The 15,812-nt window shown below is 60.3% G+C and carries 17 protein-coding genes and 2 pseudogenes; 17 read left to right on the top strand and 2 right to left on the bottom strand.

The window, feature by feature from the left end; genetic code table 11:
- The 11 genes and pseudogenes from AC2FNY_RS18285 to AC2FNY_RS18235 all read left to right on the top strand — a co-directional run.
- A pseudogene (locus tag AC2FNY_RS18285) lies at nt 1-310 on the top strand (ornithine cyclodeaminase family protein); the annotation flags it as partial.
- A gap of 190 nt (nt 311-500) precedes the next feature.
- Nucleotides 501-1,649: a muconate/chloromuconate family cycloisomerase gene (locus AC2FNY_RS18280; RefSeq protein WP_496803333.1), complete on the top strand. Its 1,149-nt coding sequence runs from the start codon at nt 501-503 to the stop codon at nt 1,647-1,649.
- A 73-nt stretch (nt 1,650-1,722) separates the two neighbouring features.
- On the top strand, nt 1,723-3,111 hold the full coding sequence (benA, locus tag AC2FNY_RS18275; RefSeq protein WP_496803332.1) for a benzoate 1,2-dioxygenase large subunit: 1,389 nt from the start codon (nt 1,723-1,725) through the stop codon (nt 3,109-3,111).
- 12 nt (nt 3,112-3,123) lie between these two features.
- Complete coding sequence (gene benB / locus AC2FNY_RS18270) at nt 3,124-3,651, top strand: benzoate 1,2-dioxygenase small subunit (protein WP_496803331.1); 528 nt, start codon at nt 3,124-3,126, stop codon at nt 3,649-3,651.
- 72 nt (nt 3,652-3,723) lie between these two features.
- The gene (benC, locus tag AC2FNY_RS18265) at nt 3,724-4,746 is read left to right on the top strand and encodes a benzoate 1,2-dioxygenase electron transfer component BenC (protein WP_496803330.1); all 1,023 of its coding nucleotides are present in this window, start codon (nt 3,724-3,726) and stop codon (nt 4,744-4,746) included.
- Nucleotides 4,743-5,522, top strand: coding sequence for a benzoate diol dehydrogenase BenD (gene benD / locus AC2FNY_RS18260; RefSeq protein WP_496803329.1), 780 nt, complete (start codon nt 4,743-4,745; stop codon nt 5,520-5,522). The genes benC and benD overlap by 4 nt, the downstream gene beginning before the upstream one ends.
- Nucleotides 5,523-5,563: 41 nt before the next feature.
- A complete protein-coding gene (locus tag AC2FNY_RS18255; protein ID WP_496803328.1) occupies nt 5,564-6,739 on the top strand; it encodes an ABC transporter substrate-binding protein in 1,176 nt (391 codons plus the stop codon).
- Between the two features lie 58 nt (nt 6,740-6,797).
- Nucleotides 6,798-7,667, top strand: a complete 870-nt coding sequence (locus AC2FNY_RS18250) for a branched-chain amino acid ABC transporter permease (protein ID WP_496803327.1) — start codon at nt 6,798-6,800, stop codon at nt 7,665-7,667.
- 4 nt (nt 7,668-7,671) lie between these two features.
- Nucleotides 7,672-8,676 carry a branched-chain amino acid ABC transporter permease gene (locus AC2FNY_RS18245; protein ID WP_496803326.1) on the top strand — a complete coding sequence of 335 codons (1,005 nt, stop codon included), beginning with the start codon at nt 7,672-7,674 and terminating at the stop codon, nt 8,674-8,676.
- Complete coding sequence (locus AC2FNY_RS18240) at nt 8,669-9,412, top strand: ABC transporter ATP-binding protein (protein WP_496803325.1); 744 nt, start codon at nt 8,669-8,671, stop codon at nt 9,410-9,412. Before AC2FNY_RS18245 ends, AC2FNY_RS18240 begins: the two co-directional genes overlap by 8 nt.
- On the top strand, nt 9,405-10,103 hold the full coding sequence (locus AC2FNY_RS18235; protein WP_496803324.1) for an ABC transporter ATP-binding protein: 699 nt from the start codon (nt 9,405-9,407) through the stop codon (nt 10,101-10,103). Before AC2FNY_RS18240 ends, AC2FNY_RS18235 begins: the two co-directional genes overlap by 8 nt.
- 33 nt (nt 10,104-10,136) lie before the next feature.
- On the opposite strand, the gene AC2FNY_RS18230 is transcribed toward AC2FNY_RS18235, so the two are convergent.
- Nucleotides 10,137-11,039, bottom strand: coding sequence for a LysR family transcriptional regulator (locus tag AC2FNY_RS18230; protein ID WP_496803323.1), 903 nt, complete (start codon nt 11,037-11,039; stop codon nt 10,137-10,139).
- A gap of 96 nt (nt 11,040-11,135) precedes the next feature.
- Complete coding sequence (locus AC2FNY_RS18225; RefSeq protein WP_496803322.1) at nt 11,136-12,011, bottom strand: dioxygenase family protein; 876 nt, start codon at nt 12,009-12,011, stop codon at nt 11,136-11,138.
- A gap of 98 nt (nt 12,012-12,109) precedes the next feature.
- Here AC2FNY_RS18225 and AC2FNY_RS18220 point away from each other — a divergent pair, with 98 nt between their 5' ends.
- From AC2FNY_RS18220 to AC2FNY_RS18195, 6 genes and pseudogenes are all read left to right on the top strand, one after another.
- The gene (locus AC2FNY_RS18220; RefSeq protein WP_496803321.1) at nt 12,110-12,658 is read left to right on the top strand and encodes a hypothetical protein; all 549 of its coding nucleotides are present in this window, start codon (nt 12,110-12,112) and stop codon (nt 12,656-12,658) included.
- Nucleotides 12,655-13,512 carry an alpha/beta fold hydrolase gene (locus AC2FNY_RS18215; protein WP_496803320.1) on the top strand — a complete coding sequence of 286 codons (858 nt, stop codon included), beginning with the start codon at nt 12,655-12,657 and terminating at the stop codon, nt 13,510-13,512. Before AC2FNY_RS18220 ends, AC2FNY_RS18215 begins: the two co-directional genes overlap by 4 nt.
- Nucleotides 13,513-13,538: 26 nt before the next feature.
- Nucleotides 13,539-13,733, top strand: coding sequence for a hypothetical protein (locus AC2FNY_RS18210; protein WP_496803319.1), 195 nt, complete (start codon nt 13,539-13,541; stop codon nt 13,731-13,733).
- 8 nt (nt 13,734-13,741) lie between these two features.
- On the top strand, nt 13,742-14,602 hold the full coding sequence (locus tag AC2FNY_RS18205; protein WP_496803318.1) for a 3-oxoadipate:acetyl-CoA acetyltransferase: 861 nt from the start codon (nt 13,742-13,744) through the stop codon (nt 14,600-14,602).
- Nucleotides 14,599-14,691 (top strand): annotated as a pseudogene (locus AC2FNY_RS18200) (CoA-transferase); the annotation flags it as partial. The gene AC2FNY_RS18205 and the pseudogene AC2FNY_RS18200, both read left to right, overlap by 4 nt.
- A 57-nt stretch (nt 14,692-14,748) precedes the next feature.
- A complete protein-coding gene (locus AC2FNY_RS18195; protein ID WP_496803317.1) occupies nt 14,749-15,456 on the top strand; it encodes an IS6 family transposase in 708 nt (235 codons plus the stop codon).
- The last annotated feature ends 356 nt before the right edge of the window (nt 15,457-15,812 follow it).

Genomic DNA, 15,812 nt, shown 5'->3' with positions numbered 1-15,812 from the left:
GGGAACCGACACCAAAGGCAAGCAAGAGGTCGAGGCCGCCCTGCTGGCCCGCGCCAGCGTATTCACGGACGAGGTCGCGCAATCCATCAGCATCGGCGAGGCGCAGCACGCCATTGCCCAGGACCTGATCAGGCAAAGCGACATCGTGCAACTGGGTGAAGTGATCAACGGCACCAACCCCGGCCGCACCTCGGACAACCAGATCACCCTCTTCGACGGCACCGGAGTCGGCCTGCAGGACCTTGCCGTCGCCGCGGCCGTCGTCGATCTGGCAGTCAAACGCGGTATCGCCATCGATGTGGATTTCTAATCAGTAGTCATCCACGTAAATGATCCGTTGCAGGCGTCACCATTGGTGGCGCCTGTATTCGTTTGAGAGGTGCCGCAGGCACCCTCATGTCTCGTCAGGGTATCACCCAAGACCCCGCCAATCATAGACAGAATCCAGCGCGGGCGGGCAATCTGCAACCAATAGAAACCTGTAGATGTGGTGAGCCCCAGTGACCAAGATTGACCAGATCGAGACCCTGATTCTCGACATCCCCACCATTCGTGGTCACGTGCTTTCGATGGCCACGATGCGCACGCAAACTGCCGTACTCGTCAGGGTCAAGTTCTCGGACGGCTCCGAAGGCCTTGGCGAAGGCACGACGATTGGCGGGCTGAGCTACGGACCGGAAAGTCCTGAAGGCATCCAGTCGGCGATCGAGACCTATATCGCGCCTGCGCTGATTGCCCGGGATGCGGACGATGTGAATGGCGCGATACAGCTCATCGACAAGCTGGTGAAGGGTAACCGCATTGCCAAGACAGCTGTCGAGATCGCCCTCTGGGACGGGTTGGGCAAGCGCTTGGGCGTGCCGGTTTCGCAACTTTTTGGCGGGGCCGTTCACGAGCGTCTGCCGGTCGCCTGGACGCTGGCCTCGGGCAATTCCGACACCGACATTGCTGAAGCGCATCAGATGATCGAAAGCCGCCGCCACAACATCTTCAAGCTGAAGATCGGCAAGCGGTCTGTCCGCGAGGACGTGGCCCATGTGGCACGGATCAAGCAGGCGGTCGGTGACGCGGCCAGCGTGCGCGTGGATATCAATACCGCATGGTCCCTGCAGGACGCCCGCTGGGGTCTGAAAGGGTTGCAGGATGCCAGGTGCGAACTGGTCGAACAGCCGGTGCCCGCCCGCTATCGCGCCGCCATGGCCGAACTGGCCAAGGGCTACGAGATCGCCGTGATGGCGGACGAGGCACTGAATGGCCCCGAGGATGCGCTTGAGGTTGCTTCGGCTCGCGCAGCCGATGTGTTTGCCGTCAAGATCGGCCAGTCGGGTGGGCTCAAGCGTGCATCTGAAGTCATCGCCATCGGGCAGGCGGCAGGACTGGGCCTTTACGGTGGCACGATGCTGGAAACCGGCCTGAGCACCGCCGCGGCGCTGCAGCTGTTCTCGACCGTCGAAGATCTGGCCTGGGGCACCGAACTCTTCGGCCCGCTCCTGCTGACCGAAGACATTCTCGCCGAGCCGATCATCTACCGCGATTTTTGTGTCGAGATCCCCAAAGGCATCGGCATCGGCGCAAAGCTCGACCAGGACAAGATCAATTTCTTCCGCCGCGATGGCGGGCGGACCATGAAAGCCGTCGCCGGAGAATAAGCCCACGACACGGATATCAAACCCCGCCAAAGCGCGTTCCAAAGCGCCGAGGCAGTCAGGAGGAGGACCACACATGTTCACCCAATCCAATCTCGATGAATTCGAAGCGCGGCTTGATGGCGCGATCCAGGACGACCCGGAAAACGGCATCTTCCGCTGCCGCCGGGACATCTTCACCGACGAAGAGCTGTTCGAGCTCGAGATCAAGCACATCTTCGAAGGCAACTGGATCTACATGGCGCATGAAAGCCAGATCCCGAACCCGGGCGACTACTTTACCCTGACCATGGGCCGCACGCCCGTCGTCATCACCCGCGACAAGGACGGCGAGCTGCACGCGCTGGTCAACGCCTGTTCGCACCGTGGTGCGCAGCTGTGCCGCTTCAAGCGCCGCAACCAGAAGACCTTTACCTGCCCGTTCCACGGCTGGACCTTCTCCAACACAGGCAAGCTGCTCAAGGTCAAGGACCCCAAGGGCGCGGGCTACCCCGAGCAGTTCAACAAGGACGGTAGCCATGACCTGACCAAGGTTGCCCGATTCGAGAACTACCGTGGCTTCCTTTTCGGCTCGCTCAATGCCGATGTGAAGCCGCTGGAGGAATACCTCGGCGAAGCGCGCAAGATGATCGACATGATCGTCGATCAGGCCGACGAGGGTCTGGAAGTGCTGCGCGGTTCGTCCACCTACACCTATGACGGCAACTGGAAGCTTCAGGCCGAAAACGGTGCGGACGGCTATCACGTGTCCGCCGTGCACTGGAACTATGTCGCCACGACGGCTCACCGGACCGATGACGGCAAGGAAGACAACATCAAGGCGACCGACGCGTCCAAATGGGCCAAGCAGCGCGGCGGCTTCCACGCCTATGAGAATGGCCACATCCTGCTCTGGACCGAATGGGCCGACCCGACCAACCGCCCCGGCTATCCGCGTCTGGAGGAATGGACCGAGAAGTACGGCAAGACCAAGGCCGAATGGATGGTGGGAGTGCTGCGCAACCTCTGCCTCTATCCCAACGTCTTCCTGATGGACCAGTTCTCCAGCCAGATCCGCGTCTTCCGCCCCGTCTCGGTCGACAAGACCGAGGTCACGATCTACTGCATCGCGCCCAAGGGCGAGAGCCAGGAAGCGCGCACCCGCCGCATCCGGCAGTATGAGGATTTCTTCAACGCCTCGGGTATGGCAACGCCGGACGACACCGAAGAATTCCGGGCCACGCAGCGTGGCTACGCTGGCGCATCGCATGCAAAGTGGAACGACCTGACACGCGGCGCAACCCAGTGGATCGAAGGCCCGGATGAAGACGCCAAGGCCCTGGGCATCAACCCGGTTCTGTCCGGTGCCCGCACGGAAGACGAAGGTCTCTTCGTTATTCAACACACCAACTGGTCTGAACGCATGGGCGAGGCCATTGCCAAGGAACGCGAAACAGCACCCCAGGCGCGTACCGCGGCCGAGTGAGGAGGAAAAGACATGAATACCGCAACACTTGATCGAAATGATGCCGCCACAGCCATGAGTTACGACGAAATCCAAGCCTTCCTCTTCGCAGAGGCCCGTGCGCTGGACGATCGTGAGTGGGACGCCTGGCTCACCTTCTACCACAAGGACTGCCCGTTCTGGATGCCGGCGTGGGACGACTACGACACGCTGACCGAAGATCCCCAGAACGAAATGTCTCTTATGTACTACCCCAACAAGCAGGGGATCGAGGACCGAGTGTTCCGGATCAAGACAGATCGATCATCGGCGACGTCCCTGCCGGAACCGCGCACCAATCACTACCTTTCTGGTATCGAGGTGCTGAGCCGTGAGGGCAGCGAAATCAAGCTGCGTTTCAACTGGCAAACGCTGAGCTATCGCTACCATGAGACCGACACCCATTGGGGCACCTCGTTCTACACGATCGACACCAGCGGGCCGAAGCCGCTGATCACCGACAAGAAGGTGGTCCTGAAGAACGATCACATTCACCACGTGATCGACGTCTACCACGTCTGATCCCCGTTCTCCGGGAGACTAAAAACCTCCGCGCATCCACGTCAGGGTGCGCGGCCAAGGGAGGAGCATGCCATGACGACCTACAACATTGCCCTGAATTTCGAAGATGGCGTCACGCGCGTCATCCAGTGCGATGACGATGAGAAGGTGACCGACGCGGCCTTCCGTCAGAAGATCAACCTGCCGATGGACTGCCGGGACGGCGTTTGCGGCACCTGCAAGTGCTTTGTCGAAAAGGGCGAGTACGAGCTTGAGTTCTACATGGACGAGTCGATGAGCGACGAGGAGGCCGAACAGGGCTATGCGCTCACTTGCCAGATGACCCCGGAAAGCGACTGCGTCGTGCGCGTCCCTGCCTCGTCCGCCATCTGCAAGACCGCGCCCGAGGCCGTGGAGGCCGAAGTACAGGGCGTCGACAAGCTCTCCGAGACCTCCTTCGGTCTGCGGGTGAAACTGTCAAAGCCGATCAACTTCCTGCCGGGCCAGTATGTGAACCTGACAGTCCCCGGTACGGACAAACACCGGTCCTATTCTTTTTCGTCCGCACCGGGCGCGCAGGAAGCAACCTTTCTGATCCGCAACCTGCCCGGCGGTGTCATGAGCACCTATCTTGGCGAACAAGCGAAGCCTGGCGACGCTCTGACCGCAACCGGTCCGATGGGTGCCTTTTATCTGAGGCCAATCGAGCGCACGCAGGTTTGGCTCGCCGGTGGCACCGGTCTGGCGCCGTTCCTGTCGATGCTGGAACAGGTGGCCGAGCAGGGAGCAGAGCACCCGATCACGCTTTATTATGCCGTGACCCGCGCCGCCGACCTCGTGGAACTGGACCGCGTCAACGCGCTTGCTGAAAAGATCGGCAACGTCACCGTGATCACCATTCTGGCCGCCGAAGAAGACGCGCATGAGCGCAAGGGGTTCGTGACCGATCACCTTAGCGGCGACGACCTGCACGATGGGGATTGCGACGTCTATCTGTGCGGCCCGCCGCCCATGGTCGATGCCGTGCGCGCGCATTTCGGGAAACTGGGCGTCGAGCCTGCGAATTTCTACTACGAGAAATTCAACCCCACCGAAGAGAAGGCCGAAGCGGCATGACACGCCGGTTCGACGATAAGGTGATGGTCGTCACCGGCGCGGCACAAGGTATCGGCCGCCGCGTCGCCGAACGGGCGGCCAGCGAAGGGGCGCGGGTTCTGATCGTGGACCGCTCGCCCGCCCGCAAGGACGTCGTCGCGGTGATCCGCGAAAATGGGGGTGAGGCCGAGGCGATCTCGGTCAACCTCGAGACCTGGAGCGGTTGCGAAAAGGCGATGCAAAAGGCCTGTGACCTATGGGGCCGCATCGACATCCTGATCAACAATGTCGGCGGAACGATCTGGGCCAAGCCCTTTGAGCACTACGAGCCCAAGCAGATCGATGCAGAAGTGCGCCGTTCGCTGTTTCCGACACTCTACTGCTGCCGCGCCGCCATTGAACGGATGCTGCCGCAAGGCTCAGGTACAATCGTCAACGTGTCGTCCATTGCTACGCGGGGTCTGAATCGGGTGCCTTATGCGGCGGCCAAGGGGGGGGTGAACGCGATCACCGCAAGCCTGGCCTGGGAAGTGGCAGAACGCGGCATCCGCGTCGTGGCAACAGCCCCGGGCGGAACCGAGGCCCCGCCACGTGTCGTGCCGCGCAACCCCAACGCCGAAGAAGAACAACGCGAAGACTGGTACCAGACCATCGTCGACCAGACGATCCAGTCCTCGTTCATGAAACGATACGGAACGCTCGACGAGCAGGCAGGTCCGATCCTGTTCCTGGCGTCGGACGATGCTGCCTACATCACCGGGGTCACCGTCCCGGTCGGTGGGGGCGACTTAGGATAGGCCCTGAGGAGGGGTCATTAACCAACTGGAGGAAATCCAAAGTGAAACGCGCAATCCTGGCGGCCCTCGGGTTCGCCACCAGCTTTGCTATGCCTGCTGTGGCAGAAGAAGACATCAAAGTGGGGCTTTTGCTCCCTTTCTCGGGCGTCTACGCGTCGCTCGGCAATGAAATCGAGACCGGCTTCAACCTCGGTCTGCAACAGTTCGGTTCCGAGACCGATGTCACTTTCGAAATCGCCCGCGAAGACACCGAGGTGAAGCCGCCTGTCGCGCTTGGCAAGGCCAAGAAACTGATCCTGCAAGACAAGGTCGATGTCATGGTCGGGATCGTCAGTTCCGGTGTTCTGGGCGCGGTGCGCGACATGGTGCATGGCGCAGGTGTGCCGCTGATCGTGGCCAATGCCGGCAATGACGAGGCCACCGGTGCCTCTTGCTCGCCTTTCATCACGCGGATGTCGTTTTCCAACGGCCAGATCAACCGTCCGATGGGCACCTGGATGGCAGAGCAGGGCGTGAAGAAGGTGTTCACGCTTGCGCCTGACTACGCCGCCGGTCGCCAGATGATCGATGCCTTTGCCGAGACCTTCACCGCCGCAGGCGGCGAGATCGTCGGGCAGGAATTCACGCCGTTCCAAAAGACGCAGGACTTCGGTCCCTATCTCGCCCAGGCCAAGGCCAGCGGTGCGGATGCGGTCTACGTTTTTTATGCAGGCGGCGAGGCGATTTCCTTCGTCAAGCAATATGACAGCTTTGGTTTGAAAGCCGAACTCCCCCTCTATGGCTCGGGTTTCCTGACCTCACCGCTTTATGTGAATGCGCAAGGCGAGGCCGCCAAAGGCGTCATCACAGCGCTGCACTACGCTCCGACCATCGACAGCGAGGCGAACGCTGCTTTCGTGGCCGCCTTCACCGAGGAAACCGGCCGCACTCCGTCGGAATTTGCTGTCCAAGGTTATGATGCTGCTCGCGCGCTGATTGAGGCGACAAAAACAGGCGCAACCGACCGTGCATCTTTGGCAAATGCCCTGCGCCAGGTCAGCTTTGAGGGGCCGCGCGGTCAGCTCTCGATCGACCCCGCGACCAACAACATCATCCAGCCAATCTATGTTTACGAGACCGTCGCTGGTGAAGGTGGACTTACGCAGAAGGTTCTCGCTCAGCTCCCCGCGGAAGCCGATCCGACCAATGGCTGCGAGATGGCACCCGTCTCCAACTGACCGAAAGGTCCCGGCCGCTCGCCTGTGGCCGGGACAAAACGTTCGAGGAGGACCCTCAATGGCACATGATCTTGGATTCTGGACGCTTCAGGCATTGAATGCCCTGCAATTGACCATGCTTCTGTTTCTTCTTTCCATCGGCCTCACGGTCATTTTCGGGCTGATGCATTTCGTGAACCTCGCGCATGGCTCGCTTTATGCTCTTGGCGCGTATTTCGCGGCCTCGCTGGCTGCCGTGGGCGGCTACTGGATGGGGTTCTTTCTGGCGCCCGTGGCGGTCGCCGGGGTGGGGATCCTGCTCTATTCCGGCCTCATCAAGCGGATGCGGAAATCGGGGCCCATGGCACAGGTTCTCGTCACCTTCGGGCTGATCTTTGTCCTGCTCGATCTGACACGCATCTTCTGGGGTGATCTGGCTCTTGCCATCGACGTGCCCGCGCTGCTTGGCGGACGTCTGACCTTCCTTGGTGTCGAGTATCCGACCTACCGGTTGTTCATCATCGTTCTGGGTCTCGCCATCTTCGGAGCCTTGGCCTTCGTGCTCGGCCGCACCCAGATCGGCGCGATGATCCGCGCCGGTGTCGACAATGATGCCATGGCGGCCTGTCTGGGCATCAACGTGGAACGGCTGTTCTTCATCGTCTTTTGCGTGGGCTGTGCCCTTGCCGGTCTGGCCGGGGCGGTCGCGGCACCGCTGCTGAGCGTGACGCCCGACATGGGGCTGCAGATCCTGATCCCGACGCTGATCGTGATCGTGATCGGTGGTCTCGGCTCGCTCAAGGGTGCCATCGCAGGATCGCTGATCTACGGCTTTGTGCAGACTTTCGGTGCCGTTCTGGCCCCTGGGCTGGCCTCTGTTCTCATCTATGCGCTTTTGGCTGCGGTCCTTGTGATCAAGCCAGAGGGCCTCTTTCCCGCGAGAGGATAAGACGATGTTTCGCCACAACACGCTTCGTTACACCGCTCTGGTCCTGCTCGCGGCCGGTGCCCTCTTCCAGGCTTTCACGGCCGAATATTTCGGTCTGGAGATCCTGACAGAGATCCTGATCCTTGCCATGCTGGTTCTGGCGCTCGACATCGTTGCGGGCTTCGGTGGCATGGTCTCGCTATGCCATGGCGCTCTGATGGGGGTCGGGGCCTATGCCTACGCGATCCTGACGACCAAGGCGGGGATCGCACCGCCCGTCGCCATTGCGGGAAGCATTGCGCTGACCGGCGCAGCGGCCTGGGTGATCGGCGCCATCGGGTCGCGCAGCCACGGTATCTACTTCATCATGGCGACGCTCGCCTTCGGGCAAATGGCCTATTCCTACGTGTTCGAGGCCCCTCTCTTTGGCGGCGATGACGGGTTGGGCGGCCTATCCCGGCTGGACTTGAGCTTCATCGGCATCGATCTGAACGACAGTCGCAGCTTTGCGCTCTTCTGTCTGACCATTCTCGGGGCGGTCTACGGTGCTTCTGTGATGATCCTGCGATCCGGTCTTGGCCGCTCGCTCACCGGCGTCATGCACAATGAACAGCGGATGCGAGCGCTTGGCCTGACGGTCTGGCGTGTAAAGGCCGATGTGTTCGGCCTGTCCGGCATGATCGCAGGCCTCGCCGGTGCGCTGGCCGCACAACACATCATGTACATCTCGCCCGGGCTGCTGAGCTGGACCGTCTCGGGCGAGGCACTGGTTGTGGTGATCCTCGGTGGGCTTGGAACGCTTGTCGGACCGCTGATCGGAGCGGCGGCCTTCGTCGTCCTGAAACATGAACTGAGCTCGGTCACGACCTATTGGCACCTTGTTGTCGGCGTCATCCTGATCGCCGTCGTGATGAGCCGCGCAAACGGCATCTTCGGCTGGGTCGAGGCCCGCTGGGGCGGCGTATTCGACCGCCGCCTGGCTGATGCGACCCGCAAACAGGAGCCCGAGGAGGCGTTGACCGATGCTTGAGACACGTAATCTGGACAAAAGCTTTGGTGCCGTTCACGTCACGCGCAACGTGTCGTTGAAGCTGGAACGGGGCGAGCGCCGGGTGATCCTGGGGCCGAACGGGGCGGGCAAGACAACGCTGTTCAACCAGTTGGTCGGCGAGCTGACCCCCGACAGCGGCTCGGTGCATCTGGCGGGTGAAGATGTCACAGCACTTCCCGTTGCCAAACGCGCCCGCCGGGGCCTGTCGCGCAGCTATCAGAAGAACACGTTGTTCGATGGTCTGACGGTCGAGGAAAACCTTGGGCTTGCGGCGGCAGTTCACACGGGCAATGCGACACAGCTTTGGTCGGACAGCCTGGCAAAACCCGAGGTTCGCGAGATCGTCGAAGAGGTGGCCGAGCAGGTGAACCTGATGCCCTTCATCCATGCAAAAGTGTCCGAGATCAGCTATGGCGTGCGTCGCCAGCTTGAAGTTGGTGTAGCCCTCGCCACACGGCCGCTTGTTCTGTTGATGGACGAACCGACCAGCGGTGTCGGGCCGGAAATGTCCAAAGGATTTCACGATCTGCTGAACAACCTGCCGCGCGACCTGACAATGCTGATAATCGAGCATGACATGGACCTTGCCTTTGACGTGGCCGACACGATCACGGTGCTGAACTACGGTGAAGTGGTCTTTGACGGTCTGCCAGAAGAGGCACGCGGGTCGAGCCTGCTCAAGGAAATCTATCTGGGGAACTGGGAAGATGCTTGAACTGAACGCAATCGAATCCGGATATGGCGAAACGCAGGTCCTTTATGGCCTGTCGCTTCGGGCACAGGCCGGTCGGGTATTGGCCATCCTCGGGCGCAATGGCGCCGGCAAATCCACGACACTGAAGACGATCATGGGACTTTTGCCGCTCAAGTCCGGCGAAATCCTGTGGGGTGGCAAGCCGATCGCAGGGCAACCCTTTGACATCGCCAAGAGCGGGATCGCCTATGTGCCAGAGACACGCGATATCTTTCCATCGCTCAGCGTGCGCGAGAACCTTGAGATTGCGGCCAAGCGGTTTGGCGGGTCGAACCCTGAATGGACGATGGAGCGGGTACTGGACCTGTTTCCGCGACTGGGAGAGCGCATGGAAAACGGCGGCACGCAGCTTTCGGGTGGCGAACAGCAAATGCTGGCCATCGCGCGGGGCCTGCTGATGAACCCAAAGCTCCTGATCCTCGATGAACCGACCGAGGGCCTAGCCCCGATCATCGTCAAGCTGATCCATGACAAGCTGCAAGAGCTGAAAGTGGCGGGCCTGTCGATGATCATCGTCGAGCAGAACTTCGGCTTTGCCACCTCTCTTGCCGATGACGTGGTTGTTGTCAGCAAGGGCCAGATCGTCTGGACGGGCAATGCGGATCAGATCAGGGCCGATGAAGAGGCGCAACACACCTGGCTTGGGGTCTGAGGCCGACGTGCAGGGTCGACGCACGCTGCACGCTCATCCCTTTTTGACAGGGCTTTTTCGCGCCACTTTCTGCGCGATGTTGACGAAATTCTTGACGTGCACGCCCTGTTCATCAAGGCGGTAATTGACCGACAGTTCGGTCCGCGCGATCTCGGGTTCGATATCGAGAAACTTCATGCCCTTGCGCGGCGCATTCGCGACGGATTCCGGGACGATGCACACGCCTTCGCCGACCGCGACAAGGCTGAGCGCGGTTTGCAAATCCATGCACCAGATACGCAAGGGCGCCTCGAAGCGCGCATCCTCAATCGCCTTGAGAACCATGTCCGCATAGCTGGGCCTTGGTCGTTCGGGGTAGAGGATCAGGTGATGGGTCATTAGCCGTTCCAACTTGGCCACTGTCCGAGTGCCCGTATCGACGATATCGGGCAGAGCGAGGATCAGCTTTTCTTCGACCAAGTGCTTCGACAGGAACTCAGGGTCTTTCAGGGTTGGCCGGGCAAATACGACGTCGAGTTCCCGTGACACCAGGGACCGGTGCAGTTCGGCGTTGTTCATCGGGACCAGGCTTAGGTTCACGTCCGGGTAATTCGCCCGGTACGATCTGATGATGTTTGGCAGAATTCCGTATGTGGCAGAGCCGACGAACCCAATCCTGAGCCGTCCTTCGGCCCCTTGTCCCAGCCGACGCACTTCCAGTTGCGTGTCTTCAAGGTCTGCGAGGATTGTTTTGCCTCGCTTCAACAACCGCCCACCTGCTTGTGTCAGGGTGATCGCGCTCCGGCCCCTGTTGAACAGGATCGCGCCAAGGTCTTCCTCAAGTTGCTTGATCTGACGGCTGAGCGGGGGTTGCGCCATATCGAGGCGTTCTGCGGCGCGCCCGAAATGCAGCTCTTCCGCGACTGCAATAAAATAGGTCAGCTGTTTGAAGTTCATTTTCGCCGTCCTCCCAAGAACTTACGATATGCTATACCTCAAAACGAAAAAAGGCCCCCGTCTTGCGGAGGCCAGTTTTCAGGGAGGTATCGGGGATTACTCGGCGGCGATCGCCTTTTCGTCGGCGGCCGTCTTGAGCACGAAATCGAACTCGAAATGCAGGTCGGTGCCCAGATCGGCAGCTGCCGGTTTGAACTTGCCGATCAGGCTTTCCTTGACCGCGAAGACGCTGTCTTCGTCCAGCCATGCGCTGTCGGCGTCGTAGATCTGGCTGATCAGCGGACGGTAGCCGTCTTTCGAGATGATGAAGTGCATATGGCCCGGGCGGTTCGGGTGGTGGCCCATGAAGCGCAGCAGTTCACCGGCGGTTTCGTCGTCCGGGATCGGGTAGGGTACGGGGCGCACGGCGACAAAGGCGTAATGGCCGTTCTCGTCGGTCTCGAACCGGCCGCGCAGGTTGTATTCCGGCTGATCGGGGTCGAGATTTTCGTAAATGCCGTTCGGCGCGTCTTCCCAGACGTCCAGAGTCACACCGGCGATGCCGTTGCCGTTTTCGTCCTTGATGTAGCCTTCGAAATAGGCGGTCTCTTCATTGTCGTAATGCTTCTGGATGGTCGAACCGCCCTTGGGCAGAACCGGCGGGTTCTCGCGATAGAACGGGCCCAGAACGGTGGATTCGCTTTCGTTGCCTTCGACGGGGTTGGTCATCATGTCGACCAGAACCTCGACACCAAGGATGTCGCCCAGAAGGATGAACTCCTGACGGTTGTCGTTGCAGAGCTTGCCGGCACGGGCGAGGTAGTCACAAACGAACAGGAATTCGTCGTGCTGCAGTTTCACGTCCTTGATGAAAGCGTGCAGGTGTTTGACCAGGCCGGTCGCGAGTTCGCGCTGGCGGTCGGTGATGTCGCCATGTTTGCCGAGGCTCTCGATCACGACGTCGGTGATGTTCTCTTGGTTGACGATGCCCATGGGTAAATCCTCCTCCTGGCAATCTGTATATCCGGTTACGAGTTGCGTGACTGCCTCTCGTCGCAACACAGACTTTGCCGAATCTCCACGCTTACCCAATGCCCGCGGCGGTATCGGGTGATACCGACGGCGACCCGACCCTTGCGAACATGGCGTTTATCGCAAGGTCGCAAGGCAGAGTATTGACCCATACCCTCGCTGGCATGGCCCACGGGGCCGCGATCATGGCAGCTATTCCCCAGCTTATGAACGCATGGGAGGCCAAGGTGATCGATACCTTCAAGCAAATACAAACGCGCCTTGAGGCAACGCCGCATTTGCTGCGCCTCGGTCGGCTGTTTTCCGAAACCGTGCTTATCGAGGTGGGTGGCGATGAATTCTACCTGTCCTTCGAAAAGGGGCACATCGTCTCGGTGGTCGAAGGTCCCAGCCGCAAGACGCCCTGGCGCTTTGCTTTGCGGACGGATGCCGAAGCGCTGAACAAGTTCTGGGAGGCGCGGCCCGAGCCGGGTTTCCATGACATCTTCGGACTGGTGAAGATCGGTCGCGGTCGGATTGACGGCGACATTCTGAGCCTCGTCAAGAACCTGCGCTTCTTCAAGGAAGTGCTGTCTCTCGCCCGCGCAAAAGAGGAGCTGGCAGCATGAGTATAGAGCCTATCACCGGTCACTATGTCACCGTCACCGTGGGCGGTGCCCCGCGTCGCATCTATTTCGAAGAGGCAGGCCAAGGGCGTCCGGTCATCTGCCTGCACACCGCAGGTGCAGATACTCGTCAGTGGCGTCATCTGATGAATGATGCCGAGATCACCGCATCCAACCGCCTGATCGCCTTCGACATGCCGTGGCACGGCAAGTCGCTGCCGCCTGAAGGGTTCGAGACCCAGGAATACTTGCTGACGACCGAAGCCTATATCGAAACCGTTCTGGCCGTCATCGACGGGCTGGGTCTTGATCGCCCGGTCCTTGCTGGCTGCTCGATGGGCGGGCGGATTGCTCTGCAAATCGCAGCGCTTCACCCGGAAAAATTCAGCGGCTTCATCGCGATAGAGGCCTCGGACTTCCAGCCCGCCTGGTACGATATCGACTGGTTCCACCGTCCCGACGCCCATGGCGGTGAAATGGGCGCGGCGCTCGTGTCGGCCAATATCTCGCCCTATGCGCCCGACTCCGAACGTTGGAACACGCTTTGGATGTTCATGCAGAGCGGTCCGGGCGTTTTCCGCGGCGATCTGAGTTTTTACACCCGCGACGACAGCCTGATCCCGCGCTTGCCGACTATCGATACGCGGGCAACGCCGGTGCACATTATTGTCGGGGCCTATGACCTGACGTGTACACCCGAAGACGCCGAACGCACGGCCAAGGCCATCCCGGGCGCCACGCTGGCGGTCATGGACGAGCTCGGTCACTTCCCGATGAGCGAACATCCCGAAGGCTTTCGTCCGTTCTTCGTGGACGCACTGGGAAAGATGCCAAGCCCGGCGGCGAAAGCTGCCTGACCGATAAACCCTGCGCAGGAGGAGTCATGTGCAAGAACGCGAAAACCCCGTGCCCCGGATGCAAGAAACATGAAAAAGCCGAAGCGGCCTGGATGTTCTTCACCGATTACGAGCGCAAGGCCATCGAGGCATCGCGCAAGCGTCCGGCACTGTTCGACCTTTCCTTTCTGAAACCTGAACCCGGACATGCTGGCCTCTGTCCGGCCACGTCCAACGGATAAGTACACCCATGACCAATCCCTGCATTATCTGCGTGGCGATTACGGGCAGTTTGCCGACGAAAGCCAACAACCCTGCCGTTCCGATCACGGTATCAGAACAAGTTGAATCGACTCATGAGGCCTTTGAGGCCGGAGCCACCATCGTGCACGCCCATGTGCGCAACGATGATGAATCCCCGTCTTCCGATCCGGAGAAGTTCGCCGCGCTGAAAGAGGGTATCGAGAAACACTGCCCCGGCATGATCATGCAGTTCTCGACCGGAGGGCGCTCAGGCGCGGGTCAGACACGCGGTGGAATGTTGCCGCTGTCGCCGGACATGGCTTCGCTGTCGGTGGGGTCTAACAACTTTCCGACGCGTGTCTACGAGAACCCGCCCGATCTGGTCGATTGGCTGGCCAGTGAAATGCGGGCCTACGATGTCAAACCGGAGATCGAAGCCTTCGACCTGAGCCATATCCTGAAAGCCAAGGATATGGCGGACAAAGGTCAGCTTGTCGGCACGCCATACATCCAATTCGTGATGGGCGTGAAAAACGCGATGCCGGTCGATCGGGACGTGTTCGACTATTACATCCACACCGTGCGCCGCCTGTTCGGTGAAGACGCGCCATGGTGCGCCGCGGGCATTGGTGCCAATCAGCTCAAACTGAACGAATGGGCCATAGCTGCGGGCGGTCATGCGCGCACCGGGTTGGAAGACAACGTTCGACTGGATCGCGACACGCTCGCTCCCAGCAACGCAGCACTGGTGCGCCGGGCCGTTGAGATCTGTGACAGGAACGATCGTCCGGTGGCGAGCTGGCAAGAGGCGCGCCGCATTCTTGGACTGCGCCTTCCTGAGAATGCCTCGAAAGGACGCGCAGCATGAACAAGGTCTACAAAACGGCTGCCGAGGCTCTAAATGGCCTTCTGCATGACGGGATGTTGGTCGCCGCCGGCGGCTTTGGTCTCTGTGGGGCTCTGTCAGGGGAACTTGACTTGCGGCGGGGCAGGGGGCTCGGATAGCTTCTACGAATGAAGAAACGCGACCCGTTCAAGTATTTCAAGACCAGCCGTGAGATCATCCAACTGGCGGTGATGATGTATGTTCGGTTTCCGCTTTCGTTGCGGAACGTCGAGGACCTGCTGCATGAGCGCGGCATTGACGTCAGTCACGAGGCGGTGCGGTTCTGGTGGCATAGATTCGGGCCAATGTTCGCCGCAGAAATCCGACGGAAACGCGCCGATCGTCTGCGGTCCTGGCCGCAGTGGAGGTGGCACCTTGATGAGATGTTTGTGAAGATCAACGGCGAAAGACACTACCTGTGGCGGGCCGTGGACCACGAAGGCGAGGTTCTGGAAAGCTACGTCACGAAGACACGCGACAAGAAAGCTGCATTGAAATTATTGAAGAAAACGATAAAGCGGTACGGCCATCCGCATATTTTTGTAACTGACAGGCTACGATCCTATGGTGCTGCCCTGAAGGAAATCGGCGCTACCGATCGGCAGGAAACGGGCCGCTGGATGAACAATCGGGCGGAGAATTCACTCCTGCCGTTCCGACGACGGGAGCGTGCGATGCTCCGCTTCCGGAGGATGCGAAGTCTGCAGAAATTTGCTTCCGTCCATGCCTCGGTCTTCAACCATTTCAATTCGGAGCGCAGCCTCTCCTCCAGAGCTAACTACAAGCTGAACCGCGCCGCCGCCCTGGCCGAATGGCGCAGTCTCTGCGCGGCCTAAAAGGCAGTCATCCTGCCCTTTCTGAGACGAGTTCGAATTCGTCTGGCAGCACCGCCAGCCACCTTCGGGTACTCCCCCTATAACGAAGCTGATGCCTTTTCTGCCGGGTATTCCGGGCGGTTGCGCGGTGTGATGGCGCGCAGAGACGCATTGCAGCGGCGTGGAAAGGCGGGATTTCGGGCGCAGTCTCTGCGGGCCGTTTTGGCGGTGCGGTTTTTCGTTTCGGGGAGCCATTAACAGGGAATTTACAGGGAAAAACGCATCGGGGGCGTCACGTCGATGTTGCGGCGACACGCGTGAATGCGACCGGGCCGATCTCTGGCGCAGAGACCGGCCCGGAGTTCGAACGATTGAAT

Source organism: Ruegeria sp. BHSC223 (genome assembly GCF_059613025.1).
This window is presented reverse-complemented; position numbering and strand designations above follow the sequence as displayed.

Coding starts and splice junctions, on each gene's coding strand:
- AC2FNY_RS18225 (WP_496803322.1), bottom strand. CDS start 12,011: ATGGGCATCGTCAACCAAGAGAACATCACCGACGTCGTGATCGAGAGC.
- benA (WP_496803332.1), top strand. CDS start 1,723: ATGTTCACCCAATCCAATCTCGATGAATTCGAAGCGCGGCTTGATGGC.
- benC (WP_496803330.1), top strand. CDS start 3,724: ATGACGACCTACAACATTGCCCTGAATTTCGAAGATGGCGTCACGCGC.
- AC2FNY_RS18210 (WP_496803319.1), top strand. CDS start 13,539: ATGTGCAAGAACGCGAAAACCCCGTGCCCCGGATGCAAGAAACATGAA.
- AC2FNY_RS18205 (WP_496803318.1), top strand. CDS start 13,742: ATGACCAATCCCTGCATTATCTGCGTGGCGATTACGGGCAGTTTGCCG.
- AC2FNY_RS18250 (WP_496803327.1), top strand. CDS start 6,798: ATGGCACATGATCTTGGATTCTGGACGCTTCAGGCATTGAATGCCCTG.
- AC2FNY_RS18220 (WP_496803321.1), top strand. CDS start 12,110: ATGCCCGCGGCGGTATCGGGTGATACCGACGGCGACCCGACCCTTGCG.
- benB (WP_496803331.1), top strand. CDS start 3,124: ATGAATACCGCAACACTTGATCGAAATGATGCCGCCACAGCCATGAGT.
- AC2FNY_RS18245 (WP_496803326.1), top strand. CDS start 7,672: ATGTTTCGCCACAACACGCTTCGTTACACCGCTCTGGTCCTGCTCGCG.
- AC2FNY_RS18230 (WP_496803323.1), bottom strand. CDS start 11,039: ATGAACTTCAAACAGCTGACCTATTTTATTGCAGTCGCGGAAGAGCTG.
- AC2FNY_RS18215 (WP_496803320.1), top strand. CDS start 12,655: ATGAGTATAGAGCCTATCACCGGTCACTATGTCACCGTCACCGTGGGC.
- AC2FNY_RS18240 (WP_496803325.1), top strand. CDS start 8,669: ATGCTTGAGACACGTAATCTGGACAAAAGCTTTGGTGCCGTTCACGTC.
- benD (WP_496803329.1), top strand. CDS start 4,743: ATGACACGCCGGTTCGACGATAAGGTGATGGTCGTCACCGGCGCGGCA.
- AC2FNY_RS18195 (WP_496803317.1), top strand. CDS start 14,749: ATGAAGAAACGCGACCCGTTCAAGTATTTCAAGACCAGCCGTGAGATC.
- AC2FNY_RS18235 (WP_496803324.1), top strand. CDS start 9,405: ATGCTTGAACTGAACGCAATCGAATCCGGATATGGCGAAACGCAGGTC.